This window comes from Paenibacillus vandeheii, from assembly GCF_030433635.1.
Classification (GTDB): Bacteria; Bacillota; Bacilli; order Paenibacillales; family Paenibacillaceae; genus Paenibacillus; species Paenibacillus vandeheii.
In genome coordinates, this window is the sequence record NZ_JAROCD010000020.1 from 17,277 (window position 1) to 38,601 (window position 21,325).

Genomic DNA, 21,325 nt, shown 5'->3' on the forward strand with positions numbered 1-21,325 from the left:
ATATAATGACTGCAAAATAAGTGTATTTCATGAATTTTCAGCAGTTCGTTTTCATTTCACTTCAAAAAGGGGTATAATACCATAGGATTGTTAAGAGCCTGTCTACAGGCCATAGATAAACAAGGAGTGAAATTCACAATGAGCAAAACAGTATCTGTGGGCGTATCTGCCCGTCACATTCATGTATCTCAAGAGCACGTTGAAATTTTGTTTGGTAAAGGCTATGAATTGACTGAGTTTAAACCTCTGTCCCAACCTGGACAATATGCTGCTAACGAAACCGTAGCGGTTATTGGTTCGAAAGGACAGTTTGATAAAGTGCGTATCCTTGGACCTGTTCGTCCTGAAACACAACTGGAAATCTCGATGACAGACTCTTTCGCTATTGGTGTTAAAGCACCTGTACGTGAATCCGGAAGTATCGAAGGTACTCCAGGTATCACAATTAAAGGACCTGCTGGCGAAGTAACCATTGATAAAGGGGTTATCGTTGCTGCTCGTCACATCCACTTCCATACTTCTGATGCTGCTAAATGGGGTATCGAGGACAAACAAATGCTGAAAGTTCGCCTGGGTGGAGATCGTGGTCTGGTACTGGAAAATGTACTGGCTCGTGTATCGGATTCCTTTGCACTGGACATGCATATTGATACGGATGAAGCTAACGCAGCTGGCGCGCGTAACGGCGATACTGCTGAAATCATCGACTAATCACATGGAACAATCTTCAGCCCTGACTATGGGGCTTGAATAAACGTATAAACCTGAGTATATCCACAGCGTCGCTACATTCGACCTGAGGATAGCTCGGGTTTTTGTGTGTTTTCGGGCTGTTCAGCAGACCTGCGCAGATTTCGGGATAGGCGAAGGGGCAGCGGCTTTGGATGTGGAACTACAGCCCAATTCATGTTATAATTTGCTGTAATGCTCTTTTGATGTATAAAGCGTGCAAATCACGTGAAACAAGATGAAATAACGATTTTTTATTAATAGAGGCTGTAAGGAGTGACCGAAGGAAATGGCTAAAGACTCAAAAAAGGATTACTCCCAATATTTTGATTTCTCCGATGCCAAAGTAATTTCGCAAGATGAATTCAGCAAAAAGATAAGAATCCGGGGCCGGGAGATTAACATCAAGTCGGAACCCAATCATCGTCAGGAGAAACAACGGGGCAAGGAAGACGTCCAGGTGCTTTACGAAACGGCCGTACCCGATGAACTGAAAAACGTGGGGAAAGGCAAACACTATATCGTATATACGTATGGATGCCAGATGAACGAGCATGATTCAGAGACCATCAAAGGATTGCTTGAATCGATGGGGTATCAGGCTACTGAGGATCGCAAAGAGGCAGATATTATTCTGTTAAACACGTGTGCAATCCGGGAAAATGCGGAAGATAAAGTGTTTGGTGAGCTGGGCCACCTGAAAACCCTGAAAACTGAGCGTCCAGGCTTGTTGCTGGGTGTGTGTGGTTGCATGTCACAGGAAGAGGGCGTTGTGAACCGGATCATGCAGAAGCATGGCTTTGTGGATATGATTTTTGGTACACACAATGTACATCGGCTGCCACATCTGATTCAGGAAGCGCTGTTTAGTAAAGAAATGGTTGTTGAGGTATGGTCCAAGGAAGGCGATATCATCGAGAACCTGCCGAAAAAACGTGAGGGCATGCGCGGCTGGGTGAACATTATGTATGGTTGCGACAAGTTCTGTACATATTGCATCGTCCCGTTCACACGGGGGAAAGAGCGCAGTCGACGTCCGGAAGATGTTATTGCCGAAGTTCGTGAACTGGCAAGACAAGGCTTCAAGGAAATCACACTGCTTGGTCAGAACGTTAACGCCTATGGTAAGGACTTCACGGATCTTAAGTACAGCTTCGGTGACCTGATGGATGATATCCGCAAAATCGATATTCCACGAGTCCGGTTTACGACCAGCCATCCACGTGACTTCGATGATCATCTGATTGAGGTGCTTGCGAAGGGCGGGAATCTGGTGGAACACATCCATCTGCCTGTGCAGTCTGGCAGCACGGAAGTGTTGAAACGTATGAGCCGCAAGTACAGTCGGGAACACTACCTGAAGCTTGCTGACAAAATCAAAACTACGATTCCGGATGTCGTGTTAACCACGGATATTATCGTTGGTTTCCCTGGGGAAACGGAAGAACAGTTTGAAGATACGCTGTCACTGGTCAAGGAAGTCGGTTACGACTTTGCCTATACATTCATCTACTCTCCGCGTGAAGGTACACCTGCTGCGGTGATGGAGGACAACGTGCCAATGGACGTGAAGAAAGAACGTTTAAAACGCTTGAACGAGACGATTAACGCATACAGCCACAGCAGCAATGAAAAGCAGCGTGGCAAGGTTGTTGAGGTGCTCGTCGAGGGTGAGAGCAAACGGAATTCCAATGTTCTGGCAGGGCGTACACGCAGCAACAAGCTGGTGCATTTTGAAGGACCTAAAGATTTGATCGGTACTTTCGTACATGTGGAAATCACCGATCCAATGACTTTCTATATTCGAGGCAACCTGCTCTCAGAGCCAGTAGCCGCCAATCAGTAATACACAAACCTAATAAGATGAATGTCTTTTTGCACTTAGCGGGTTACGGCCTAGCGTAGCGAAGGTGACGGAATCGATTCTACAGAAGCGAAGCGTTCGCCTTTGTCTCCAAATTTTAACCACAGACCATTACAATCTGAAAAATTTGGAGACAACAGCGATCGAAAGAACGATCCGTAACCGCAGCGGTCACTCAAGCAGTCAACTAAGCTTAGTGCAACATCGAGTATTCATCTTATATCATCTCATAGAATGGAGCGATTTCGAGTGGCGCAGGAAGAAGTGCAGTACAACCAGTATGGAATGCCTACCTACGATACGCGCAATCTGGTCATACGCGACGACATTATGGGAAAAGCCAAAGAATTGGCTGATATGCTTGGAACGAGCGAGGAAGTGAAGCAGTTCCAACAGGCAGAGTCCAAAATTCGTGATCATGAACGCATTCAGCAATTAATTGCAACGATCAAGAAGAAACAAAAAGAAATCGTTGCTTTTGAAAGCTTCAAAAATGCAGACATGGTCAGCAAAATTGAACAGGAAATTGAGGATCTGCAGGAAGAGCTGGACAGCATTCCGCTGGTTACAGAGTTCCAGCAAAGTCAAAGCGATATCAATTATTTGCTTCAGCTTGTTATTTCTGTAATTCGGGATACCGTCTCCGAGAAAGTGAACGTGGAGGCAGGAACGGATTCACCTCCGACCAGCTGCGGGTAAATGAAGTGAAGGGTGCGGACGCAGTCCGTACCTTTTTTGATCATATCATGCTCCACGTTGTGGGGTTATTTTGTGGTGGGCTGTTCAAGACAACTTCACTGGATAAGACCTGTTCCGTAAGAGCAGGCTTAATATAATGACGAAGCACTTTAGATCAACTACGAAGAGAACCAATGCTGGGAATCATCATCATAACAACATACATCATGGGCTTTATACTTAAAGTGCACTAAAGGGGAAATCAATAATGGGTATTTTGGACAAAATGGTTGAAGAAGGAAGCGGAAGATTTTGGGGTTTTCTCGGTTGTCGTTTTATTAAAGGCGACGGGAAAGAAGTTCAGATCGCGCTGACAGCGGGCGAACACCACACCAACTCCATGGGGATTATTCATGGGGGTGTGTTGACATCCCTGATGGATCAGGCAATGGGCATGGTAGCTACAGCCGCAATGGAGGTAGACAGTTGTGTGACGACCAATCTGAATGTACATTTTTTGGCACCTATGAGACAAGGCGAATTAATCGTGACGTCCACAATACTGCATCAGGCTGGTCGCAGTGTGACGGCACAATCCGAGGTGCGTGATGCATCGGGTACATTGGGATGCATGGCAACCGCAACATTCCGCGTAGTGCGGGCAAAAACGCCAAGCACGGAATCTCAAGGTTGACAAAAGATATTATTATGTCATAATGAAAATATCAAAATGAGAATAGTCGGTGGTGCCCATGAGCGAAAACTACGAACAATTCAATGCTGAAAGCGATGAACAGGCAGCACGTGCCTATAGTTCCAAGAAATATCGTACCCCCGATGGTGTTCCCGCAGATATCGTCATGTTCACCTTGACCAAGCGGGAGCGCAAGACGGTAACCAAGACACTTCCCATTCGGGAGTTGAAGGTGATGCTGATCAAACGCAAAGGTTGGCCTTTTGCCGGAAGATGGGCATTGCCAGGTGGATTTTGTCAGGAAAATGAATCCATCTATGGTGCTGCAAAGCGCGAGTTAATGGAAGAAACAGGTGTGGATGGCGGACATCTGGAGTATTTGAATGTATATAGTCAGCCTGGGCGTGACCCCAGAGGATGGATTATCTCACATGCGTTTTTTGCGCTGGTAGAGGAATGGATGCTGGAACACCGTCAGGCGGCGGATGATGCCGAGGATGTGGGATTGTTTACAATTCAGGAAGCCTTGCAAGAGCTTGAGCTTGCCTTCGATCACCGGACAATTATAGAAGATGCGTACCGACGTATTCAGCAGCAAATGCTGGAAACGACGATTGCACGACAGTTCCTGCCTCGTGACTTTACACTAAGCGAGCTATACCAAGTGATTCAGAGTGTTGTACCTGATTTTGAAGAGCCAAACTTCATTCGTAAGATCACTTCAACTCGCAGTCGTAAAGGCATTGTGGAAGAGGTTCGGGATGAGGAGGGCAACCTGTTAAGCTCCAATCAGTACTCACAGCGTCCGGCACAGTTATATCGCTTTACGGAGCTTGTACCTCGTCTTTCGATCTATACTTAATTTGCAAGGGAATCATAATGGATTGAATCAGGATCAACCTATTCTCAAAAAGGGAGTGTGGACGATGAAAGCACTGATTGTAATCGATTTTACACGTGATTTTGTGACAGGTTCGTTGCCTGTAGGGCAGCCTGCTGTGGAGATTGAGGAGACGATCGCAGCATTAACGGAGGCTTATTGCAATAATAAGCATGAGGTTATTATGGCTGTGGACTTGCATGAAGAGAGTGATCCTTACCATCCGGAAACGGTCCTTTTTCCGCCCCATAACATCAGGGGTACGGAGGGAAGACAGCTTTATGGTCGTCTGGCTCAGGTCATGGAAGAACGGAAAGCTCAGATCCGATGGATGGATAAAACAAGATACAGCGCATTCTGCGGTACAGATCTGGAGCTGCGACTGCGTGAACGTGGAATAACAGACATTGCACTGATCGGTGTATGTACGGACATTTGCGTACTGCACACGGCAGTGGATGCTTATAATAAAGGTTTTCACATAACGGTATATGAAGATGCCGTAGCGAGCTTCAATCAAGCGGGACATGATTGGGCGCTTGGGCATTTTCGTTCCAGCCTTGGGGCTCAGGTGATCCAAGCGAGGGATACCGTTCTCGCAGGCTTGAACCTGTAAACGAACCTTTGATCCTATCCTCATATCCTGTTAAAACAACTGTTATGTTGCTGGGGAATATGGTGAATAGGAATAAACCGGAGACTTATGCAATGGTACGTTTACGTTTACCAGAATCATGAATCCTGAGCAATGAGTCTCCACATGTTGACCCGTGTCTGCAGGCTGGGCCTGCTGGCACAAGCGGAAGTCAGAGAGGATGAGACAAATGCAGACGACTAGCCTGGCTTTACATACGGATAAATATCAAATCAATATGATGTACGCCCACTGGGTGAATGGAACTCACAAACGAAAAGCGGTGTTTGAAGCCTATTTCCGCAAGCTTCCTTTTGGTAACGGATATGCCGTATTTGCCGGTTTGGAACGGATTGTGAATTATATCAGCCAGCTTCGTTTTACGATGGAGGACATCAAATATTTATCCAAACAAGAGGAAAATTACGATCCGGTCTTTCTGGAAGAGTTGCTCCAGTTTTCATTTCAGGGGACAATTCATTCCATGAAGGAAGGGGCGCTCGTTTTCCCTGATGAACCGCTCATTCGGGTAGAAGGCTCCATTATGGAGACACAACTGGTGGAGACGGCGATACTTAACTTCATGAATTATCAGACGTTAATTGCAACGAAGGCATCCCGGATTAAACAGGTGGCGAGTCAGGACACATTGCTCGAATTCGGAACACGACGTGCACAGGAAGCCGATGCGGCCATTTGGGGCGCGCGTGCCTCGTATGTGGCCGGATTCCATGCTACGTCCAATATGCTGGCTGGAGAGCGCTTCGGAATTCCGACAGCAGGAACACATGCCCATTCATGGGTGCAAAGTTTTATGAGTGAGCAGGAGGCGTTTGACGTCTATGCCAAAGTACTGCCAGATCAAGTGACACTGCTGGTAGATACCTTCGATACATTGAACAGTGGTGTTCCCCATGCCATCAACACAGCCAAGAAGCTGGAGAGCCAAGGCAAAAAGATGAACGCGATTCGTCTGGATAGCGGTGACCTTGCGTATCTATCCATTCAAGCCCGGCAGATGCTGGACGACGCTGGACTGGATTACGTCAAGATTGTAGCTTCTAACGACCTGGATGAAAATACAATTTTCAACCTTAAAGCTCAAGGAGCTCGCATCGATACATGGGGAGTGGGTACACAGCTAATTACCGCTTCCGACCAGCCTTCTTTGGGTGGTGTGTACAAATTGGTGGAGCGTGAAGTGGACGGTGTTATGCTGCCTACAATCAAAATCTCGGCCAATCCCGAAAAAGTCTCCACACCAGGTAAAAAAGAAGTCTTCCGGATCATTGATCCGAAACATGGCAAAGCGATTGCAGATTATATCTGCTATCCAGGAGAAGAACAGCCGCTGCAGGGCGGGCCGCTCAAGCTGTTCAACCCGCTACACCCTTATTTGAAAAAGACGGTAACCCGCTACGAAGCAGTGAATATGCTGGAACCGATCTTTGTGAATGGGCGCAAAGTGTATGAACTGCCTACCCTGGATGAGATTCGTAGTTATCACCGGGAGCAGATGGATCTCTTCTGGCCTGAATATCTACGTAAACTCAATCCTGAGATTTACCGTGTAAATATCAGCCCTGCGGCATGGAATATGAAGCAGAAGCTCATTGCTGAACACGTGCAATCCACCGAAGAATAAATCAAGTATGGGGCATAACCGGAAGGAAGAAAACCGGGTTATGCCCTTTTGGTTCCCACTTTTTCAGCAGTGTGTGTCCAACAGGACGAGGGACAGTGTGTCAAACATCATGGACAGACAGCACATGAACTGCGGTATACTGTAACTTCAAACTGACGCAGGCTCACTAGGAAATGAAGCAATTATTTCTCGGGAAAGCGCAGGAGACGCCAAATCCCGCATCATTCCGAGCTTGCCTTTCGACATAATCCATTTCTGTGACTGCTGTTTCAACTGTGTATCGGTCGGGGATGAAAGAAAGAGGAGATCCAAGGAACCTTGGCCGCTGACCGTATTTTTGTGGCTTGGGATTTATCCGGCAATTTTCGCTTGAAGAGCTTGAGTCTGACGGATTCCCCACTTATGTTTATTTGAGCTGAAGGCGAACAATTCACCAAGTGAATAGAAATATATGTAAATTAACACTAAGGAGAGATATCAAATGGAAAATACGTTTCCTGCCTATGTTGTACGTAAAGAAGAACAGGGTGGCCTGAAGGCTGCTATGGAGAAACTGACGAAAGAAGATTTGCCTAATGGTGACGTAACTTTACAGGTTCAATACTCAAGCGTCAATTTTAAAGATGGACTAGCCACAACAGAAAAGGGTGGTGTGGTTCGAGAATATCCGATCGTGCCGGGAATCGATCTTGCAGGAATTGTAGAGGAATCCGTGAGCGGTCGGTTTGCACCTGGGGATCGGGTGATCAGCACAGGCTTCGAGCCGGGCGTGTCTCATTTTGGCGGGTATAGTCAATATGCGCGTCTGCGCAGCGAATGGCTCGTTCCTCTACCCCATGGACTCAGTGAGAAGGAAGCGATGGCGATTGGAACGGCAGGCTTCACGGCAGCACTTTCGGTAGATGCTTTGCTGCGGGCTGGAGTGACTCCGGAGATGGGCAATGTTCTGGTGACAGGAGCTACCGGAGGGGTAGGCAGTATGGCGGTGGCTATTCTGGCGAAGCTGGGATTTGAAGTCACTGCAAGTACAGGCAAAAAGGATCAACAGGAGCAGCTGCTTCGGGATTTGGGTGCTTCTCATGTCATTTCCCGCGAAGAAGCGGATGCGCCAGCCAAGGGTGCAATGGGCAAACAGCTCTGGGCAGGAGTAATTGATCCTGCAGCAGGTCCTGCACTGGCTGAGCGTCTGAAACAGATTCAATATGGAGGGGCTGTTGCCGTATCAGGATTAACCGGAGGAGCTGCCTTCGAGTCCACCGTATTTCCGTTTATTTTGCGGGGGGTTCAATTGATTGGGATTGATTCAGTCTATTGTCCGATGGAACGACGGGAACGGATATGGAAGCTGCTTGGCGGAGAATGGAAGCCGGATCGTGCACTTGAGCTGGGGATTCAGGAAATCTCATGGGCACAGCTGCCTCAGACACTGGAGACGATCCTTAAGGGTGGTGCCGTAGGTCGTACTGTGGTTAATACGATGTCTGAGGTGCCTGCCGAATAAGATTCTTTTCCCCTAGACATGCTAACTCTACCTGAGAGCGTCACGGTGCATGTGGCGGGAAAGGAAGGATGAGTATGCGTGATAGCGGAAAAGGATTGCACCCTAACTCTGGACGTGTGAAGTCTGCCCTGTTCAGTGCAATTATGGTGATGTGTGTATTATCCCTAGTGGCTTGTTCAGCATCATCTGTTGAGCAGGAGCGGAAAATATATACCCGACAAGCGACGGATGAAGGCATTGTACGGGCAAAGAGCCAGGGCCACGGGTTAAACGGTCGATTGATTCAGGAGCTGGATGACGCTTTTGCTGCAAAAGGCATCAAATTGATGAATAACATGTTCGCAGACGACGGTGAGGGCGGAATCTCTTATGTGTATCTGTTGAATGGAAGTGGCAGACATATTGTAAAGGTCCACATTTTCAGTGATGTCGGTACACGAATTGCCCGGATGAATGAAATGTATGGTAATGATAGCGATGAGGCTGTAATGGAAAATGTTCTTGGCAGAACAACGATTCGCAGCAAAGATTACGTTTCATTGGTCTATACGGCTTCAGGTGGAGAAAAGGATGATTATGAAGAGGACGTCATGCAGGTATTCCAGCATGTGCTCGAGCAGCTGAAGTAATGGACTCGCCTAAAATAAACCCGGAAAACCCGTCTGATCCTTCAGACGGGTTTATATATTTCACGCATGACATGCCTAAGTTCCGGCAAAATAAGCTTTTCCATTGCCAGTTTGACCGCTCCCTTGGAGCCTGGCATAGAGAATACGGCTGTGCGCCCAATCGTTCCGGCAACCGCCCGGCTAAGAATGGCAGCAGAACCGATATCCTCGGTATAACTGAGGAAGCGAAAGATTTCTCCAAAGCCCGGCAGCTCCTTATCGAGTAGTGAGGATACCGCCTCGTATGTCGTATCACGGGGGGCTATTCCAGTTCCACCGCTGAGCAGCACGGCTTCGATATCGTCACGAACCGCTGCATCTTGCAGGATGCTTCGAATGGTTTCGGTCTCATCCGGTGTAATGATATAATCGACGATCTGATAGCCTGATTCAGTCAGCAGCTTATGCATAAGCTGCCCGCTTGTATCCGTGTCCTTGGTGCGGGTATCCGAAACGGTTACAATCATGCAGGATACCGTGTCAGGTGCTTCCTGACGATGTTGTTCCACTGAATTGGTCATAACCCATCCTCCTCTAATCAACATGTTCTCATAGCATAGACCATTCAGTAGATGGAGGCAATGGACGTATAGAGAAGAGAAGGTCAGGATTGCGCAAAGATTGCAGGATAGTGTACACTCGCTAGGATAGAGATAGACCAGTTTCATTGGACAAATAGAGAGGTGAACTATGATGAGTGAATTAAAAGTAAATGAATCATCCATACCTGTATATATATTGTCAGGATTTTTGGGAAGTGGCAAAACGACACTGCTTGTTCAATTGATCGAACATTGGCAACAACAGGATCTCCGACCTGCAGTGGTCATGAATGAATTGGGTGAAGTCAACCTGGATGGTCAGATGGTCGATTCTAGCGTTCCGATGACAGAAATGTTGGGAGGATGCATCTGCTGTACCGTGCGCGGTGACTTGGGGCTGCAACTTGCGGATCTCGTGCAGGAGGAATCGCCAGATGTCATTATCATCGAAGCAACGGGAGCGGCGAACCCGATGGAGATATTGGATGCAGTAACGGAAACTTCACTCTATATGCGACTGGAGCTGAAAAGCCTAATTACCGTGGTGGATGCCGCGCATCTGTCAGGACTGTACCAGGAGCAGAAGGGACAAACCTTCAAGCTGATGCAGGAGCAGATTCGCTGTGCTTCGGTACTTCTTCTGAACAAAACGGACCGGGTGAATGATCAGCAGCTAGCAGATCTGAGGGACCTGTTAACACGCTGGAATGGTTTTGCTCCCGTCATCCCTACGGTGAAGTGTGAAGTCGATATGGATGTGCTGCTTCAAAGTGGAGATAACGTACATGCCTATCAATCTGTCGATGAAACGAGTAAAGACGCGAAAAAGGAACAGCACGTTCATTCCGAAGCTTGTGCAGAGCATGGCTGCAGCCATGCTCATGAACATGAACATCATGAGCATATGGATCATAATCACGAAGCCCATCAACATTCCGACGTGAATGTCCATGGTCATTCTCAGGATCACGACCATAGTCATGCCCATCCCCATGCTTCGCATGAGCATGTCATGGTGTACACGCACTATTTCACCCAGGCGGTGAACAGTGAAGCTTTTGAGCGTTTGATTGCTGAGTTACCACGGGATGTGTACCGGGCAAAAGGGATTTTATCTTTTAGTGATACGTCCAGTCGGTTTTGGTTCCAATATGCTTATCGGGAATCGGATTATATGAAGATCACGCCTCAGGGGGATGTGCCGAACGTAGCTGTGTTTATAGGTGAGCACTTTGATCAAACGGTCATCCGCAACCAATTGCTGGAATTAGAAGCGATAAATGAGGCTTAATGATTCAAGGTTCCTCCAGACGGGGTATTAAGAAGCATAGCAAACTTAGTCTGGGAGGTAACTTTAAATGACACAACAACAATATCAGCAATGTATCGATGCTTGCCTGGAGTGTATGAATGCTTGCAACGTATGTTACATATCGAGTCTGAAGGAATATGATCTGGCAATGTTGCGTGATTGCATTCGTTTGGATCGGGAATGTGCAGAAATCTGCAGCTTTGCTGCTCAAGCCATGACACGCGGAAGTGATTTTATCTCCGAAATTTGCGAGCTGTGTGTGAAGGCATGTGAAGCTTGTGCTGCTGAGTGTGGCAAACATGAACATGATCACTGTCAGGCTTGCGCGGAAGCTTGCCGCAAATGTGCAGAGGCTTGCCGTATGATGGCCGCAGTAGCGTAAATATAAACTCAATTAAATTAAACATACAAAGCCGAGTCATCTGCATGATATTAGGCTGATCCCCTCATAGTAGGAAACGAAATAAGGACATCGGACGGATGGACTTCAACGTTGCCTGCTGGAGGGGATTTTTTACGAATACAGCAGGATAAGAAAGAATCTTCACAATCCGATGGTGAGATCAACTATCGCCAGCAGGGCCTTCATTGGCAAATGCATGTAACAGGTTGCCAAAGCAGATTGTGATCTGTATAATGATGGCAATGAATTGAAACGATGAATATCCGTGATCGGGAGAGTAACCAGAATTCATGCATGACAGCGAGCCGGGGCAGGTGGAAGCCGGTATGACATGACCTGAGTGAAGCGCACCCGTGAGATGGTTGTCCGAAGCAATGCCTACATTCTTGAGAGGGTGCAGAGCATGGATTAGAGGGCAATCCGGCAGGCGGCCGTTAATCGCACCGAGCGGAGCAGGCTGGGAATGTATGTCAATGTGTATTCACGACCTGCTCACCTAGAGTGGTACCGCGGGAACTGTGAAGATCAGCTCTCGTCTCTGATATAGAGACGAGGGCTTTTTTTGTTTTTGATATTACGGCTAAATACGATAATGAATAGGAGTGTTCAACATGTTGATGAAACAGGCAGCAGCACATATTGCTCCCTTAACGGGACTGGAGCAAGACGAGGTCTTGAGATTATTGGAGGTTCCACCACAGGCGGAGCTGGGAGATGCAGCGTTTCCCTGTTTTACTTTGGCCAAGTCACTGAAGAAAGCGCCCGCGGTGATCGCGGCGGATATCGCAACTGGATTGCAGACAGTTGGGCTGGATGCTTCACCAGCAGGTCCCTATGTGAACATACGTTTCAATCGGGAAGATCTGGCGCCGAAGCTGCTGCAAGAACTGGGACATCAAGCATTTGGCAAGCTGCAACTGGGTGCAGGTGCACGCGTCGTAATCGACATGTCGTCGCCCAACATTGCCAAGCCGTTCGGAATTGGTCATCTGCGCTCCACCGTGATTGGGGCAGCATTGTATCGGTTATATAACGAGGCAGGCTATACTTCGGTCAGTGTGAACCATCTGGGCGATTGGGGAACGCAGTTCGGCAAACAGATTGCAGCTTACAAACGTTGGGGCAATGATGAAGCGCTACAGGCTGAGCCGATTCGGACATCATTGGAACTGTATGTGCGTTTTCATGAGGAAGCGGAGAATGATCCATCTCTGGAGATGGAGGCAAGAGATTGGTTCCGCAAGCTGGAGCAAGGGGATGAAGAGGCGCAGCGGTTATGGGCCTTTTTTGTAGAGGTGAGCATGAAAGAATTCAACCGGATGTATGAGCGTCTGAATGTACAGTTTGATCATACGCTGGGTGAAAGCTTTTATAATGACAAGATGGGTGCGGTGGTCGAAGAACTGAAAGGCAGAGGGTTGCTGGAAGAGAGTGAAGGGGCTTTGGTGGTACGTTTGGAGGAGGAGAATATGCCGCCATGCCTGATTATCAAAAAGGATGGGACCACCATCTACCCAACGCGGGATTTGGCAACAGCAGTTTATCGTCATGATGTGATGAAGGCGGATAAAATGTTGTACGTGGTCGGGGGTGAGCAGAAGCTTCATTTCCGTCAGGTATTTGCGGTATTATCCCGGATGGGGTATGCGTGGTCTGAGATTTGTGAACATATTCCGTTTGGTTTGATGCGTTTCGAGGGACGGAAGATGTCTACCCGCCGGGGTAAAGTCGTCTTCTTGCAGGAGGTACTGGATGAGGCGGTTGCTCGGGCATTGCAGATTATCCAGGAGAAAAATCCGAATCTGCCAAATCCGCAGGAGGTTGCGGAAGCGGTGGGTGTAGGTGCAATTGTATTCGGTGATCTGCGTAATAACCGGTTGAACGACGTCGATTTCTCGCTCGAAGATGCGGTGAGCTTTGAAGGGGAGACGGGACCTTATGTGCAATACACACATGCCCGGATTAACAGTGTTCTTGCGAAGGCAGCAGAGGTAGAACGCGTGGAAAATGAAAACCATTCGGAAGAGGCAAACAGCATAAATGCTGCAGCCATCACCGAGAACAAGCCAGTCATTGTCGGTGACACTTCTTGGGCATTGCTGAAACTGCTGGCGGATTATCCGCAGCATCTGGAAAAAGCAATTCTTCGCAACGAGCCTTCGGTCATTGCCAAATATGCGATCGATGTTGCCCAAGCCTTCAACCGCTTCTATCATGCAGAACGGATTGCCGACGCGCCGGCGGACGTGAAACCCTTCCGGGTGGCGCTAACAGAGCGTACGGCGGAGCGTCTGGCCTACAGCCTGTATTTACTTGGGGTCCAGGCTCCTGAACGGATGTGACACTTATGGGATGGATGGGAATTGGAAGATTCGATAAAGCAGGAAAAGCCGCAACGGACTCAACAGGACGAGATATATCACTTCAACGTGTGAGCAAACGACTTGGGGATGTGCAGGTACTGAATGATATCAATTTGGAAGTAGGCAAGGGAGAGTGTATCGTCCTGGTGGGCAGAAATGGCTCAGGCAAAAGCACGTTGCTGCGTGTGCTGGCAGGCATATTACTGCCTGAAGCCGGTTCGCTGAACAAGCCCTTGCATGGACGGGTTATGTATGCACTCGATGGACTGCCACGTTTGCCCTTTACCTCAAGAGAGTACCTGTGGGAAATGGGACGAATACGTGGCATGCGTCCTGAAATACTGCGTCAGCGGATAAGTGAACTGAGCGAGCTGTTATTCTTGGGCACGGCACTGGATCAAAACCTGCCACAGTTGTCCAAAGGTACCTTGCAGAAGGTGAATCTGATTCAGGCTCTTTTGCCTGGCCCTGATGGGTTATTGCTGCTTGATGAACCATTGTCCGGTCTGGACGTCCCGGCGCAGGAAGCGATCGTAGCCTTGCTCGGACAGTGGAAAAAGGAAGGCAGTCAAATCGTTACAGCTTGCCATGAACCCTTGCTTATAGAACGTCTCGCGGATCAGGTCATCGTATTACACAAGGGAACAGTGCTGCGTCGCTGGAATCAGGAAGATTTACAGCAAGCTGGAGAGCCCGCTGTGAGCATCCAAAGTGTGATGGAAGGACGGGAACAATCCGTTATCGATGCGCTGCTTATTGAACAACCGGGAGTCATTGCATGCCATCGCAGCGTAGTTCATCAGGATTATGGAGGCGAAGTATGGGATTGGAGGGTGTCACGCAGTTCGGCAGACCGGATCATTGGAAAGATTCTGGCTTTGGGCGGTTCCATCCTTTCCGTGCATCCGGAAGAGAGCCGATTACATATGGAAGGATTGATGGAGGGGCGTCATCCGGGTGAGGCTATGAACAGGGATAAGGCAGAGTTCCTTTCCTCCATGTCTACGGTAAGAGGTGACCTCCAATGATCCACTTGACCCGTTATTTGTTAAAACATTACATACGTTCACAGAAATATGTTGCGCCGGTGATCTTTTATATCATTACAATGCTGCTCATCTATTCCTACAAACCTAATCCTGTTGCGGACAGTTACAGCGTTACGGCCATGCTTCTTTTTTTTGGTGCGGCCTGGCTGGGCTTAACGGTAATGAACACGGAACCTGCGGGGCAGTATCAATTGCTCGTTCTCCATGCAGGAAACAAACGCAAGGTTGTCTTTGCACAATTGATCTGTGCGTTAATCATGCAATTCGGCCTGACAGCAATTACCGTGCTATATCCTGTTGTTACGGGCATGTTTGGAAGACTGCCGAGTGCTGGGGAGTGGACCATGGCTTGGGCCGGGCATCTGGCGTTGTCGCTTCTGGGTCTGGGACTCAGTGTTTTCTTTCAAAAATCATACATTCCCATGCTGAGCCGCAGTATGCCGCCGTTCATTGTTGTACTGTTATTATCGTTAGTCCAAGGTTCATTAAGCGGACGTTTGCCTGAATTCATGCAATGGGTTGTCAAAGTCTTGCCTCCGGCATTTTATCTGGTCCGTGAAATGATGTTATTTGAAGAATCAAAGCTGGGGGCTGTTCTTCTGACGACAATGTGGGCTATACTCTATGCCGTAGTTCTGCTCATCATTCATATCTGGCTATCGGGAAAAAGGGATTTGCGGAGTTAAAGGCTATTATTCCCCTTAACTTGAATGTTGCTCTGTGTTTCGTTACCATAGAGGGACGTTGGAATGCAAAGTAATGTACGGAGATAAAGGGGGCGCTCGCTTATGCAAAATACAGACATGCAGCATGGTGACATGCTGGACAGCGAACACTCCAGAGAATTGTTTGCCTATTACGGATTGGCTGTATATTATGGACAGGCGCTTGAACAGCAACTGGTCAATCTGATTTTATTAATGAAATTGTCTCAGGGCAAGGTTGTATCCGAAGAAGATCTGGAAGATCTGTATGAACGAAAGATGAGCAGTTCACTCGGGCAACTCATTCATGAGGTGCGCCATCATTTTACCTTTTCTGAGGAAGAGACTCGCCAGTTGAATGAACTATGGAAGCAGCGTAACAGCATTGTACATCACTATTTCAAGGAACGGATTCATGAGACATTCAGTCCTGAAGGACGATCGCGCATGATTAAGGAACTGGAAGATTTCAAAGATCGTGCGCAGAAGCTGGAGATTAGTCTTCAGCAGTACACAGGTGCCTGGATTGCAGAGCTGGGATTGGATGCCGAATCCGCGGCAGCGTTGCACACACTCGAACGTATGCATGCAGTGAGTATGAACGCCCGGGCGCTGGAAGAGGATGAATGATTGTGATGGAAGGCAAGTCCCGAATTCGTAAAATAAAAAGTAAACACTGGCTGGCAATCTCCATTGCATCACTCGTGTTGATTGGAGTCATGTGGACTATAACTACGGCGTTGCTTATCTGGACGTACACTGATGAGGAATCCTCCAGACAGAGTGATGCAGCCATTATCCTCGGTGCAGCCGTAGAAGGGGAGAACCCTTCACCCGTATTTCGCGAACGTATAGAGCACGCCATTTTATTATATCGCCAGGGGACGATCAGCCATCTGCTCTTTACTGGTGGTTCCGGCCGGGCTGGAGAGCGTTCTGAAGCCGAAGTTGGACGAGAATACGCCGTTGCACATGGTGTAGCTCTGGCAGATATTCAAATTGAGACGGAATCGAAAATTACGGAGGAAAATCTGGTGAATTCGTTTAGTGTCGGGGAACAGGCGGGATTTCACACCTACACGATTGTAAGTGATCCGTTACATATGAAACGGGCGATGAAGCTTGCTAGCAGACTCGGCATGGATGCTGTTCCGTCCCCAACACGAACGACGGCTTACCAGACCTGGCGCACCCAATTTCCTTTTCTGGCAAGAGAGACGATATTATATATGGGGTATACGGTCAAGGGATGGATCGACAATCCGCAGCAGCACGGAAAGTGACTGACTGCGCGATTGTCTTTTTTTTTGCGCAAGTTTCCCATTGTATCTATGTTCCGGGATAATTGATCGCTGCAAAAATAAAAAACCGATCTGCCGCTGACCAAGAGGTCCGCGGGCATATCGGTTGGTTGTTGGATTATATTCACAATTATTCCCGTGCTAACTTACACGCTGCCTCCAGCAAAGGAGGAAGTGGTTCGAATGGCCTCGCCTAGTAGGTTATTTCCATTCGTATCTGGTGCTGCTTGAGCACCTTGCTGTAGCTGATACATCTGATAATAGCGTCCTTTAAGTTCCATTAATTCATCATGTGCGCCTTGTTCAACAATACGTCCGCGATGCAGGACCAGAATCTGGTCTGCTGAACGAATGGTGGACAGACGGTGGGCGATGATGAAGGTGGTGCGTCCTTTTTTGAGGACTTCGAGCGCATTTTGAATTAAGGCTTCCGTTTCGGTATCAATGTTCGCCGTAGCTTCATCGAGTATCAGGATCGCCGGATCGAAGGCCAGTGCACGAGCGAAGGAGATCAATTGCCGTTGTCCGGCAGATAACGTGCTTCCTTTTTCGATAACGGGCTCGTCGAATCCTTGCGGAAGATGGGCGAGAATTCGCTCAGCCCCTACGTCACGCAGCGCCTGTTCAATCTGTGCACGCGTAATCTTCTCATCTCCGAGACTGACATTGGACGCCACGGTACCCGTGAACAGGTATGGATCTTGTAATACGATGCCCATATGTTCGCGAATCCACTGTTTAGGCAAATCCTTGACGTTCTGACCGTCGATTGTAATCTTGCCTTTCTGTGGATCATAGAACCGGAACAGCAGGTTGATGATCGAGCTTTTACCCGAACCGGTATGGCCCACCAGGGCGACCGTTTGACCTTGTGATGCTTTGAACGAGATATTGTTCAGGACATAATCCTTTTTGTAAGCAAAGGATACATCGTCAAACACGACATTACCTTTGTATCTCGGCATGGAGCCATCAGTTACCGGTTCACCTTGCTCATCCATCAACTCAAAGACACGTCCAGCTGATACAAGGGAGGAATCCAGGTTGGCCAGTTGGTTCACCATACCTGTAATCGGCTGGAACAAACGGCCGAGGACGTCAACAAATGCATACAGTACACCCAGCGAGATGATACTTGTGCCGTCCAGCACACTGGAGCCGAAGTACCACAGGACAACCGCAAACGCCATATTCCGCAGTACGTTAACCAGATTGTGTGAGGTGAAAGCGTTCAGGTTGAGCATTTTGTTCTGGTGTTTCATATAATCATCATTCAGATCCTCAAATTCCTGCTTGGTCTGTTTCTGATGACGGAATACCCGGATAATGGACATCCCCTGAATGGATTCGTTAATAATCGCATTAATCTCGCTCAGCCGTGAACGGATAATCGTATTGTAACGAGTCGCGATTTTACGATAGAGCACAATCCACAGCACCAGCATCGGTACAACGAACAGAGAGATTAATCCGAGGCGGAAATCCAGCAGGAAGAGCGCAACATACACTCCCGCAATGGTAATGATTCCTGAGAAAAAGTTGGACAGAACTGCAACGAACAGATCCTTGACGGCTTCGGTATCGTTGGTAACCCGGGAAACCACTTTACCTGCAGGCAGGTTATCGAAAAAGTGTACCGGCAATCGTTGGATGTGTGCATACACATCGTTCCGAAGTCTTTGAATGACTTTGTTGGCAGACGATTGCAGCCAGTATGTTTTACCAAACTCCATAATGACAGAGATGACAAGGAAGATCAGGTAATACACAATCAGTTGATAGATGCTTGGCATTTCCGGTTTGTAAAAGGCAAAGAGTTCACCAGCGGATAGAGGCACCGCCGCATATTGACCCGTCACTTCGCCTGCACGTGTAACCGTCAGTGTTCCGTCTGCATAGGTTCGATCTCCATCGGGCGCACTAACGGGTTCATTCACAAAATAAAAACTTCTTCCAGCCTGCAGTACGCGTACCGCGGTACCTTTCGTTTCATCCGGTTCAAACCGGCCTTCACGTTTGTAGTTCTTTCCATTGTAGACGGCCGCTTCGTCAGAAGCAGTGGTCTCATAGAAAGGCTGCTCAATAGCGAGCAGATGATTGTCGATCATGGACTTGGCGATGAAAGGGCCGGCAAGCTCAGCCGCAACTCCGATCGTAAGCATAATTAAAGCGGCAATAAACGTACCTTTGGCTTTCAGGGCGTATTGAAGCAGCCGTTTGCCTGTATTAGACTTCAAAGCGTTGACCTCCTACGTGGACAAATTAGACTCCACCTGTTGCCGTTCATACTGTTCACGGTACCAGCCGTTCATAGCAAGCAGTTCCTGATGGGTTCCTTCTTCCGTAATTTTACCGTGCTCCAGTACGATGATCCGGTCAGCGTGTTCGATAGCGGACAGGCGGTGAGTCGAGATCAGCGTTGTTTTGTTTGAGCGTTTGTTACGTATATTTTCAATAATTTTGGCTTCGGTTCGTGCATCGACGGCAGATAAGGCATCATCCAGAATCAAAATGTCCGGATCGGCGATAAAGGCACGCGCCAGCGATACCCGCTGTTTCTGTCCACCGGACAGCGCAATTCCTTTTTCACCAACGAGTGTGTCCAGACCATCGGATAACGTACCCAGATCCCCATCAAAAGCTGCGGTACGAATCGCTTCCATAATTACGCCATCATCTGCACCCGGCTTGCCGAATTGAATGTTCTGACGGACGGATTTGGAGAACAGTACCTGTTCCTGAGGAACGTATCCTATCCAGCTGTGCAGGTCGTCTTTGGCGATATCCTGGATTGGATGACCGGAGATGCTTAACTTACCCGATCCGGCCGGGTATTCATGAAGCAGTTGTTTGAGCAGGGTGGACTTGCCGCTACCTGTACGTCCCACGATACCAAGTGTCTGCCCACGTCGAAGCGAAAAGCTGACATGACTGAGATTGTCGATGGTAGAACTAGGGTAACGGAAGGTGACGTCCTGCATCGCAATCTCTTCCGGATTCGTAATGTGAGCAGGTTGCTCAATGTCTTTGACGGCAGGTTCTACAGATAACGTCTCGTTGACACGATCGAGTGAGGCACTACCACGCTGCATCAGGTTAATCAATTCGCCAATGGCGAACATAGGCCAGATCATCATCCCCAGGTACATATTGAACGATACGAGATCACCCAGGGTAATTTCATTATGAAAAACAAGATAAATGCCGTAGGCAAGCGCGATCACATAACTGAGGCCGACACATAACCGGATGGTGGGTTCAAACAGTGCGTCCATCTTGGCAACAGCCAGATTTTTGCGGTACACATCTTCGGTTACATCGGCGAACCGTTTCTCGTCCAGACGTTCCTGGACATAGGCTCGCACGACTCGAATGCCGGCAATCGATTCAAGCACCTGATCGTTCATGTCCCCGAATGCATCCTGTGCCAGTGTGTATCTTTGGTGCACAGCTTTACCATAGATCATCATGGCGATGGCGATAAAAGGCAGAGGCAAAATTGCAGCCAGGGTCAGCTTCCAGCTAACCAGAAAACCCATGGCGAATAATACGGTTGCCAGAAAAGCAGTGGAGTCGGTTAACGTCAGCATGCCGAAGCCTGCTGTGGTGGCAATGGAACGAAGATCATTCGTAGCACGTGCCATCAGATCGCCAGTTCTGTTTTTCTCAAAAAAAGGCGGGGTCATCCGCAATAAATGGTCCATAAAGCGTGACCGCAGCAAGCGTTCAACCAGATTGGCACCGCCAAAGAGTTTGTGCATCCATATGTACGTTGTCAGATAGATAATGATGACCGATCCTAGAATAAGTAAAATGTAACGTGTGAGTGAGGCGCCGGTAATGGAACCGCGTACAATCTCGTCAATGGCATTGCCCAGAAGACGAGGTGGCAGCAGTTCAATGATGCCCACCATAATAAGCAAGGTGACACCAATGAGGTATCGTTTGCGTTCCAGCCGGAAGAACCAGGCCAGATTTTTAAGTACAGAGAACAAGTGGTATCCCTTCCTTTCAAGTTCGTGAAATGCATGTTCCGTTCATGTTTAGCCAGCTGAACCCACAAAAAAAGACATACCGCACGCAGGCGGTATGTCTTGGGTATCATTCATACGGCAGCATGGCTCCGAGAGCAGAGCCACCACCGTAGATAAAGTTCGATTGTGAGAGTACAAAACAGCAAACCTGATTAGAGGCTTCTGTGATGCGGTCTTATGAACGGAATAACGATTTCATGGGTGCTCCGGTATTTAGTTGTGTGCTGAATTGATGTAGATCGTCATAGTTAAACACCGTAATCACCCTTTCTTTTTTGGTAATAAATTGCATGTGGATCTCGTATGTTTGCATCTTAACACCGA

The 21,325-nt window shown here is 48.1% G+C and carries 19 protein-coding genes; 16 read left to right on the plus strand and 3 right to left on the minus strand.

All coding sequences use genetic code 11. The annotated features are described in order from the left end of the window. Positions 1-138 precede the first annotated feature (138 nt). The 9 genes from pduL to P5G61_RS28810 all read left to right on the plus strand — a co-directional run bounded on the left by pduL (position 139) and on the right by P5G61_RS28810 (position 9,254). Positions 139-711, plus strand: coding sequence for a phosphate propanoyltransferase (gene pduL, locus P5G61_RS28770; protein ID WP_062326117.1), 573 nt, complete (start codon positions 139-141; stop codon positions 709-711). A gap of 307 nt (positions 712-1,018) precedes the next feature. Next, positions 1,019-2,575, plus strand: a complete 1,557-nt coding sequence (miaB, locus tag P5G61_RS28775) for a tRNA (N6-isopentenyl adenosine(37)-C2)-methylthiotransferase MiaB (protein ID WP_301249675.1) — start codon at positions 1,019-1,021, stop codon at positions 2,573-2,575. 252 nt (positions 2,576-2,827) lie between these two features. Beyond that, on the plus strand, positions 2,828-3,292 hold the full coding sequence (locus P5G61_RS28780) for a YlbF/YmcA family competence regulator (protein ID WP_373456183.1): 465 nt from the start codon (positions 2,828-2,830) through the stop codon (positions 3,290-3,292). Between the two features lie 247 nt (positions 3,293-3,539). Next, positions 3,540-3,965, plus strand: coding sequence for a PaaI family thioesterase (locus tag P5G61_RS28785; RefSeq protein ID WP_024630293.1), 426 nt, complete (start codon positions 3,540-3,542; stop codon positions 3,963-3,965). Between the two features lie 58 nt (positions 3,966-4,023). Then, positions 4,024-4,827: an NUDIX hydrolase gene (locus tag P5G61_RS28790; protein WP_062326181.1), complete on the plus strand. Its 804-nt coding sequence runs from the start codon at positions 4,024-4,026 to the stop codon at positions 4,825-4,827. Between the two features lie 64 nt (positions 4,828-4,891). Beyond that, entirely contained in the window at positions 4,892-5,461 is a 570-nt protein-coding gene (locus P5G61_RS28795) for a cysteine hydrolase family protein (RefSeq protein WP_301249676.1), read from the plus strand. 208 nt (positions 5,462-5,669) lie between these two features. Then, positions 5,670-7,124 carry a nicotinate phosphoribosyltransferase gene (locus tag P5G61_RS28800; protein WP_301249677.1) on the plus strand — a complete coding sequence of 485 codons (1,455 nt, stop codon included), beginning with the start codon at positions 5,670-5,672 and terminating at the stop codon, positions 7,122-7,124. A gap of 481 nt (positions 7,125-7,605) precedes the next feature. After that, positions 7,606-8,625, plus strand: coding sequence for an acrylyl-CoA reductase family protein (locus P5G61_RS28805; RefSeq protein ID WP_301249678.1), 1,020 nt, complete (start codon positions 7,606-7,608; stop codon positions 8,623-8,625). 68 nt (positions 8,626-8,693) lie between these two features. Further along, positions 8,694-9,254, plus strand: a complete 561-nt coding sequence (locus tag P5G61_RS28810) for a hypothetical protein (protein ID WP_301249679.1) — start codon at positions 8,694-8,696, stop codon at positions 9,252-9,254. A 41-nt stretch (positions 9,255-9,295) separates the two neighbouring features. On the opposite strand, the gene P5G61_RS28815 is transcribed toward P5G61_RS28810, so the two are convergent. After that, a complete protein-coding gene (locus P5G61_RS28815) occupies positions 9,296-9,814 on the minus strand; it encodes a MogA/MoaB family molybdenum cofactor biosynthesis protein (protein ID WP_079346873.1) in 519 nt (172 codons plus the stop codon). A gap of 172 nt (positions 9,815-9,986) precedes the next feature. On the opposite strand from P5G61_RS28815, the gene P5G61_RS28820 reads away from it, so the two are divergent. The 7 genes from P5G61_RS28820 (at position 9,987) to P5G61_RS28850 (ending at position 16,949) form a co-directional block, all read left to right on the plus strand. Beyond that, complete coding sequence (locus P5G61_RS28820) at positions 9,987-11,126, plus strand: CobW family GTP-binding protein (protein WP_301249681.1); 1,140 nt, start codon at positions 9,987-9,989, stop codon at positions 11,124-11,126. Positions 11,127-11,193: 67 nt separating this feature from the next. Next, positions 11,194-11,529, plus strand: coding sequence for a four-helix bundle copper-binding protein (locus P5G61_RS28825; protein WP_079346869.1), 336 nt, complete (start codon positions 11,194-11,196; stop codon positions 11,527-11,529). 632 nt (positions 11,530-12,161) lie between these two features. Then, complete coding sequence (gene argS, locus P5G61_RS28830) at positions 12,162-13,892, plus strand: arginine--tRNA ligase (RefSeq protein WP_301249682.1); 1,731 nt, start codon at positions 12,162-12,164, stop codon at positions 13,890-13,892. Between the two features lie 5 nt (positions 13,893-13,897). Then, positions 13,898-14,941, plus strand: a complete 1,044-nt coding sequence (locus P5G61_RS28835) for an ATP-binding cassette domain-containing protein (protein ID WP_301249683.1) — start codon at positions 13,898-13,900, stop codon at positions 14,939-14,941. Further along, positions 14,938-15,648, plus strand: coding sequence for a hypothetical protein (locus tag P5G61_RS28840; protein ID WP_301249684.1), 711 nt, complete (start codon positions 14,938-14,940; stop codon positions 15,646-15,648). Before P5G61_RS28835 ends, P5G61_RS28840 begins: the two co-directional genes overlap by 4 nt. Before the next feature lie 102 nt (positions 15,649-15,750). Beyond that, positions 15,751-16,296 carry a hypothetical protein gene (locus tag P5G61_RS28845; RefSeq protein ID WP_079346860.1) on the plus strand — a complete coding sequence of 182 codons (546 nt, stop codon included), beginning with the start codon at positions 15,751-15,753 and terminating at the stop codon, positions 16,294-16,296. Further along, a complete protein-coding gene (locus tag P5G61_RS28850) occupies positions 16,293-16,949 on the plus strand; it encodes a YdcF family protein (RefSeq protein ID WP_301249685.1) in 657 nt (218 codons plus the stop codon). Before P5G61_RS28845 ends, P5G61_RS28850 begins: the two co-directional genes overlap by 4 nt. Before the next feature lie 164 nt (positions 16,950-17,113). Here P5G61_RS28850 and P5G61_RS28855 read toward each other — a convergent pair whose 3' ends face one another. Both P5G61_RS28855 and P5G61_RS28860 read right to left on the minus strand, forming a co-directional pair. Continuing rightward, on the minus strand, positions 17,114-19,204 hold the full coding sequence (locus tag P5G61_RS28855) for an ABC transporter ATP-binding protein (protein ID WP_301249687.1): 2,091 nt from the start codon (positions 19,202-19,204) through the stop codon (positions 17,114-17,116). Between the two features lie 12 nt (positions 19,205-19,216). Beyond that, positions 19,217-20,962, minus strand: coding sequence for an ABC transporter ATP-binding protein (locus tag P5G61_RS28860; protein WP_301249688.1), 1,746 nt, complete (start codon positions 20,960-20,962; stop codon positions 19,217-19,219). Between the last annotated feature and the right edge of the window lie 363 nt (positions 20,963-21,325).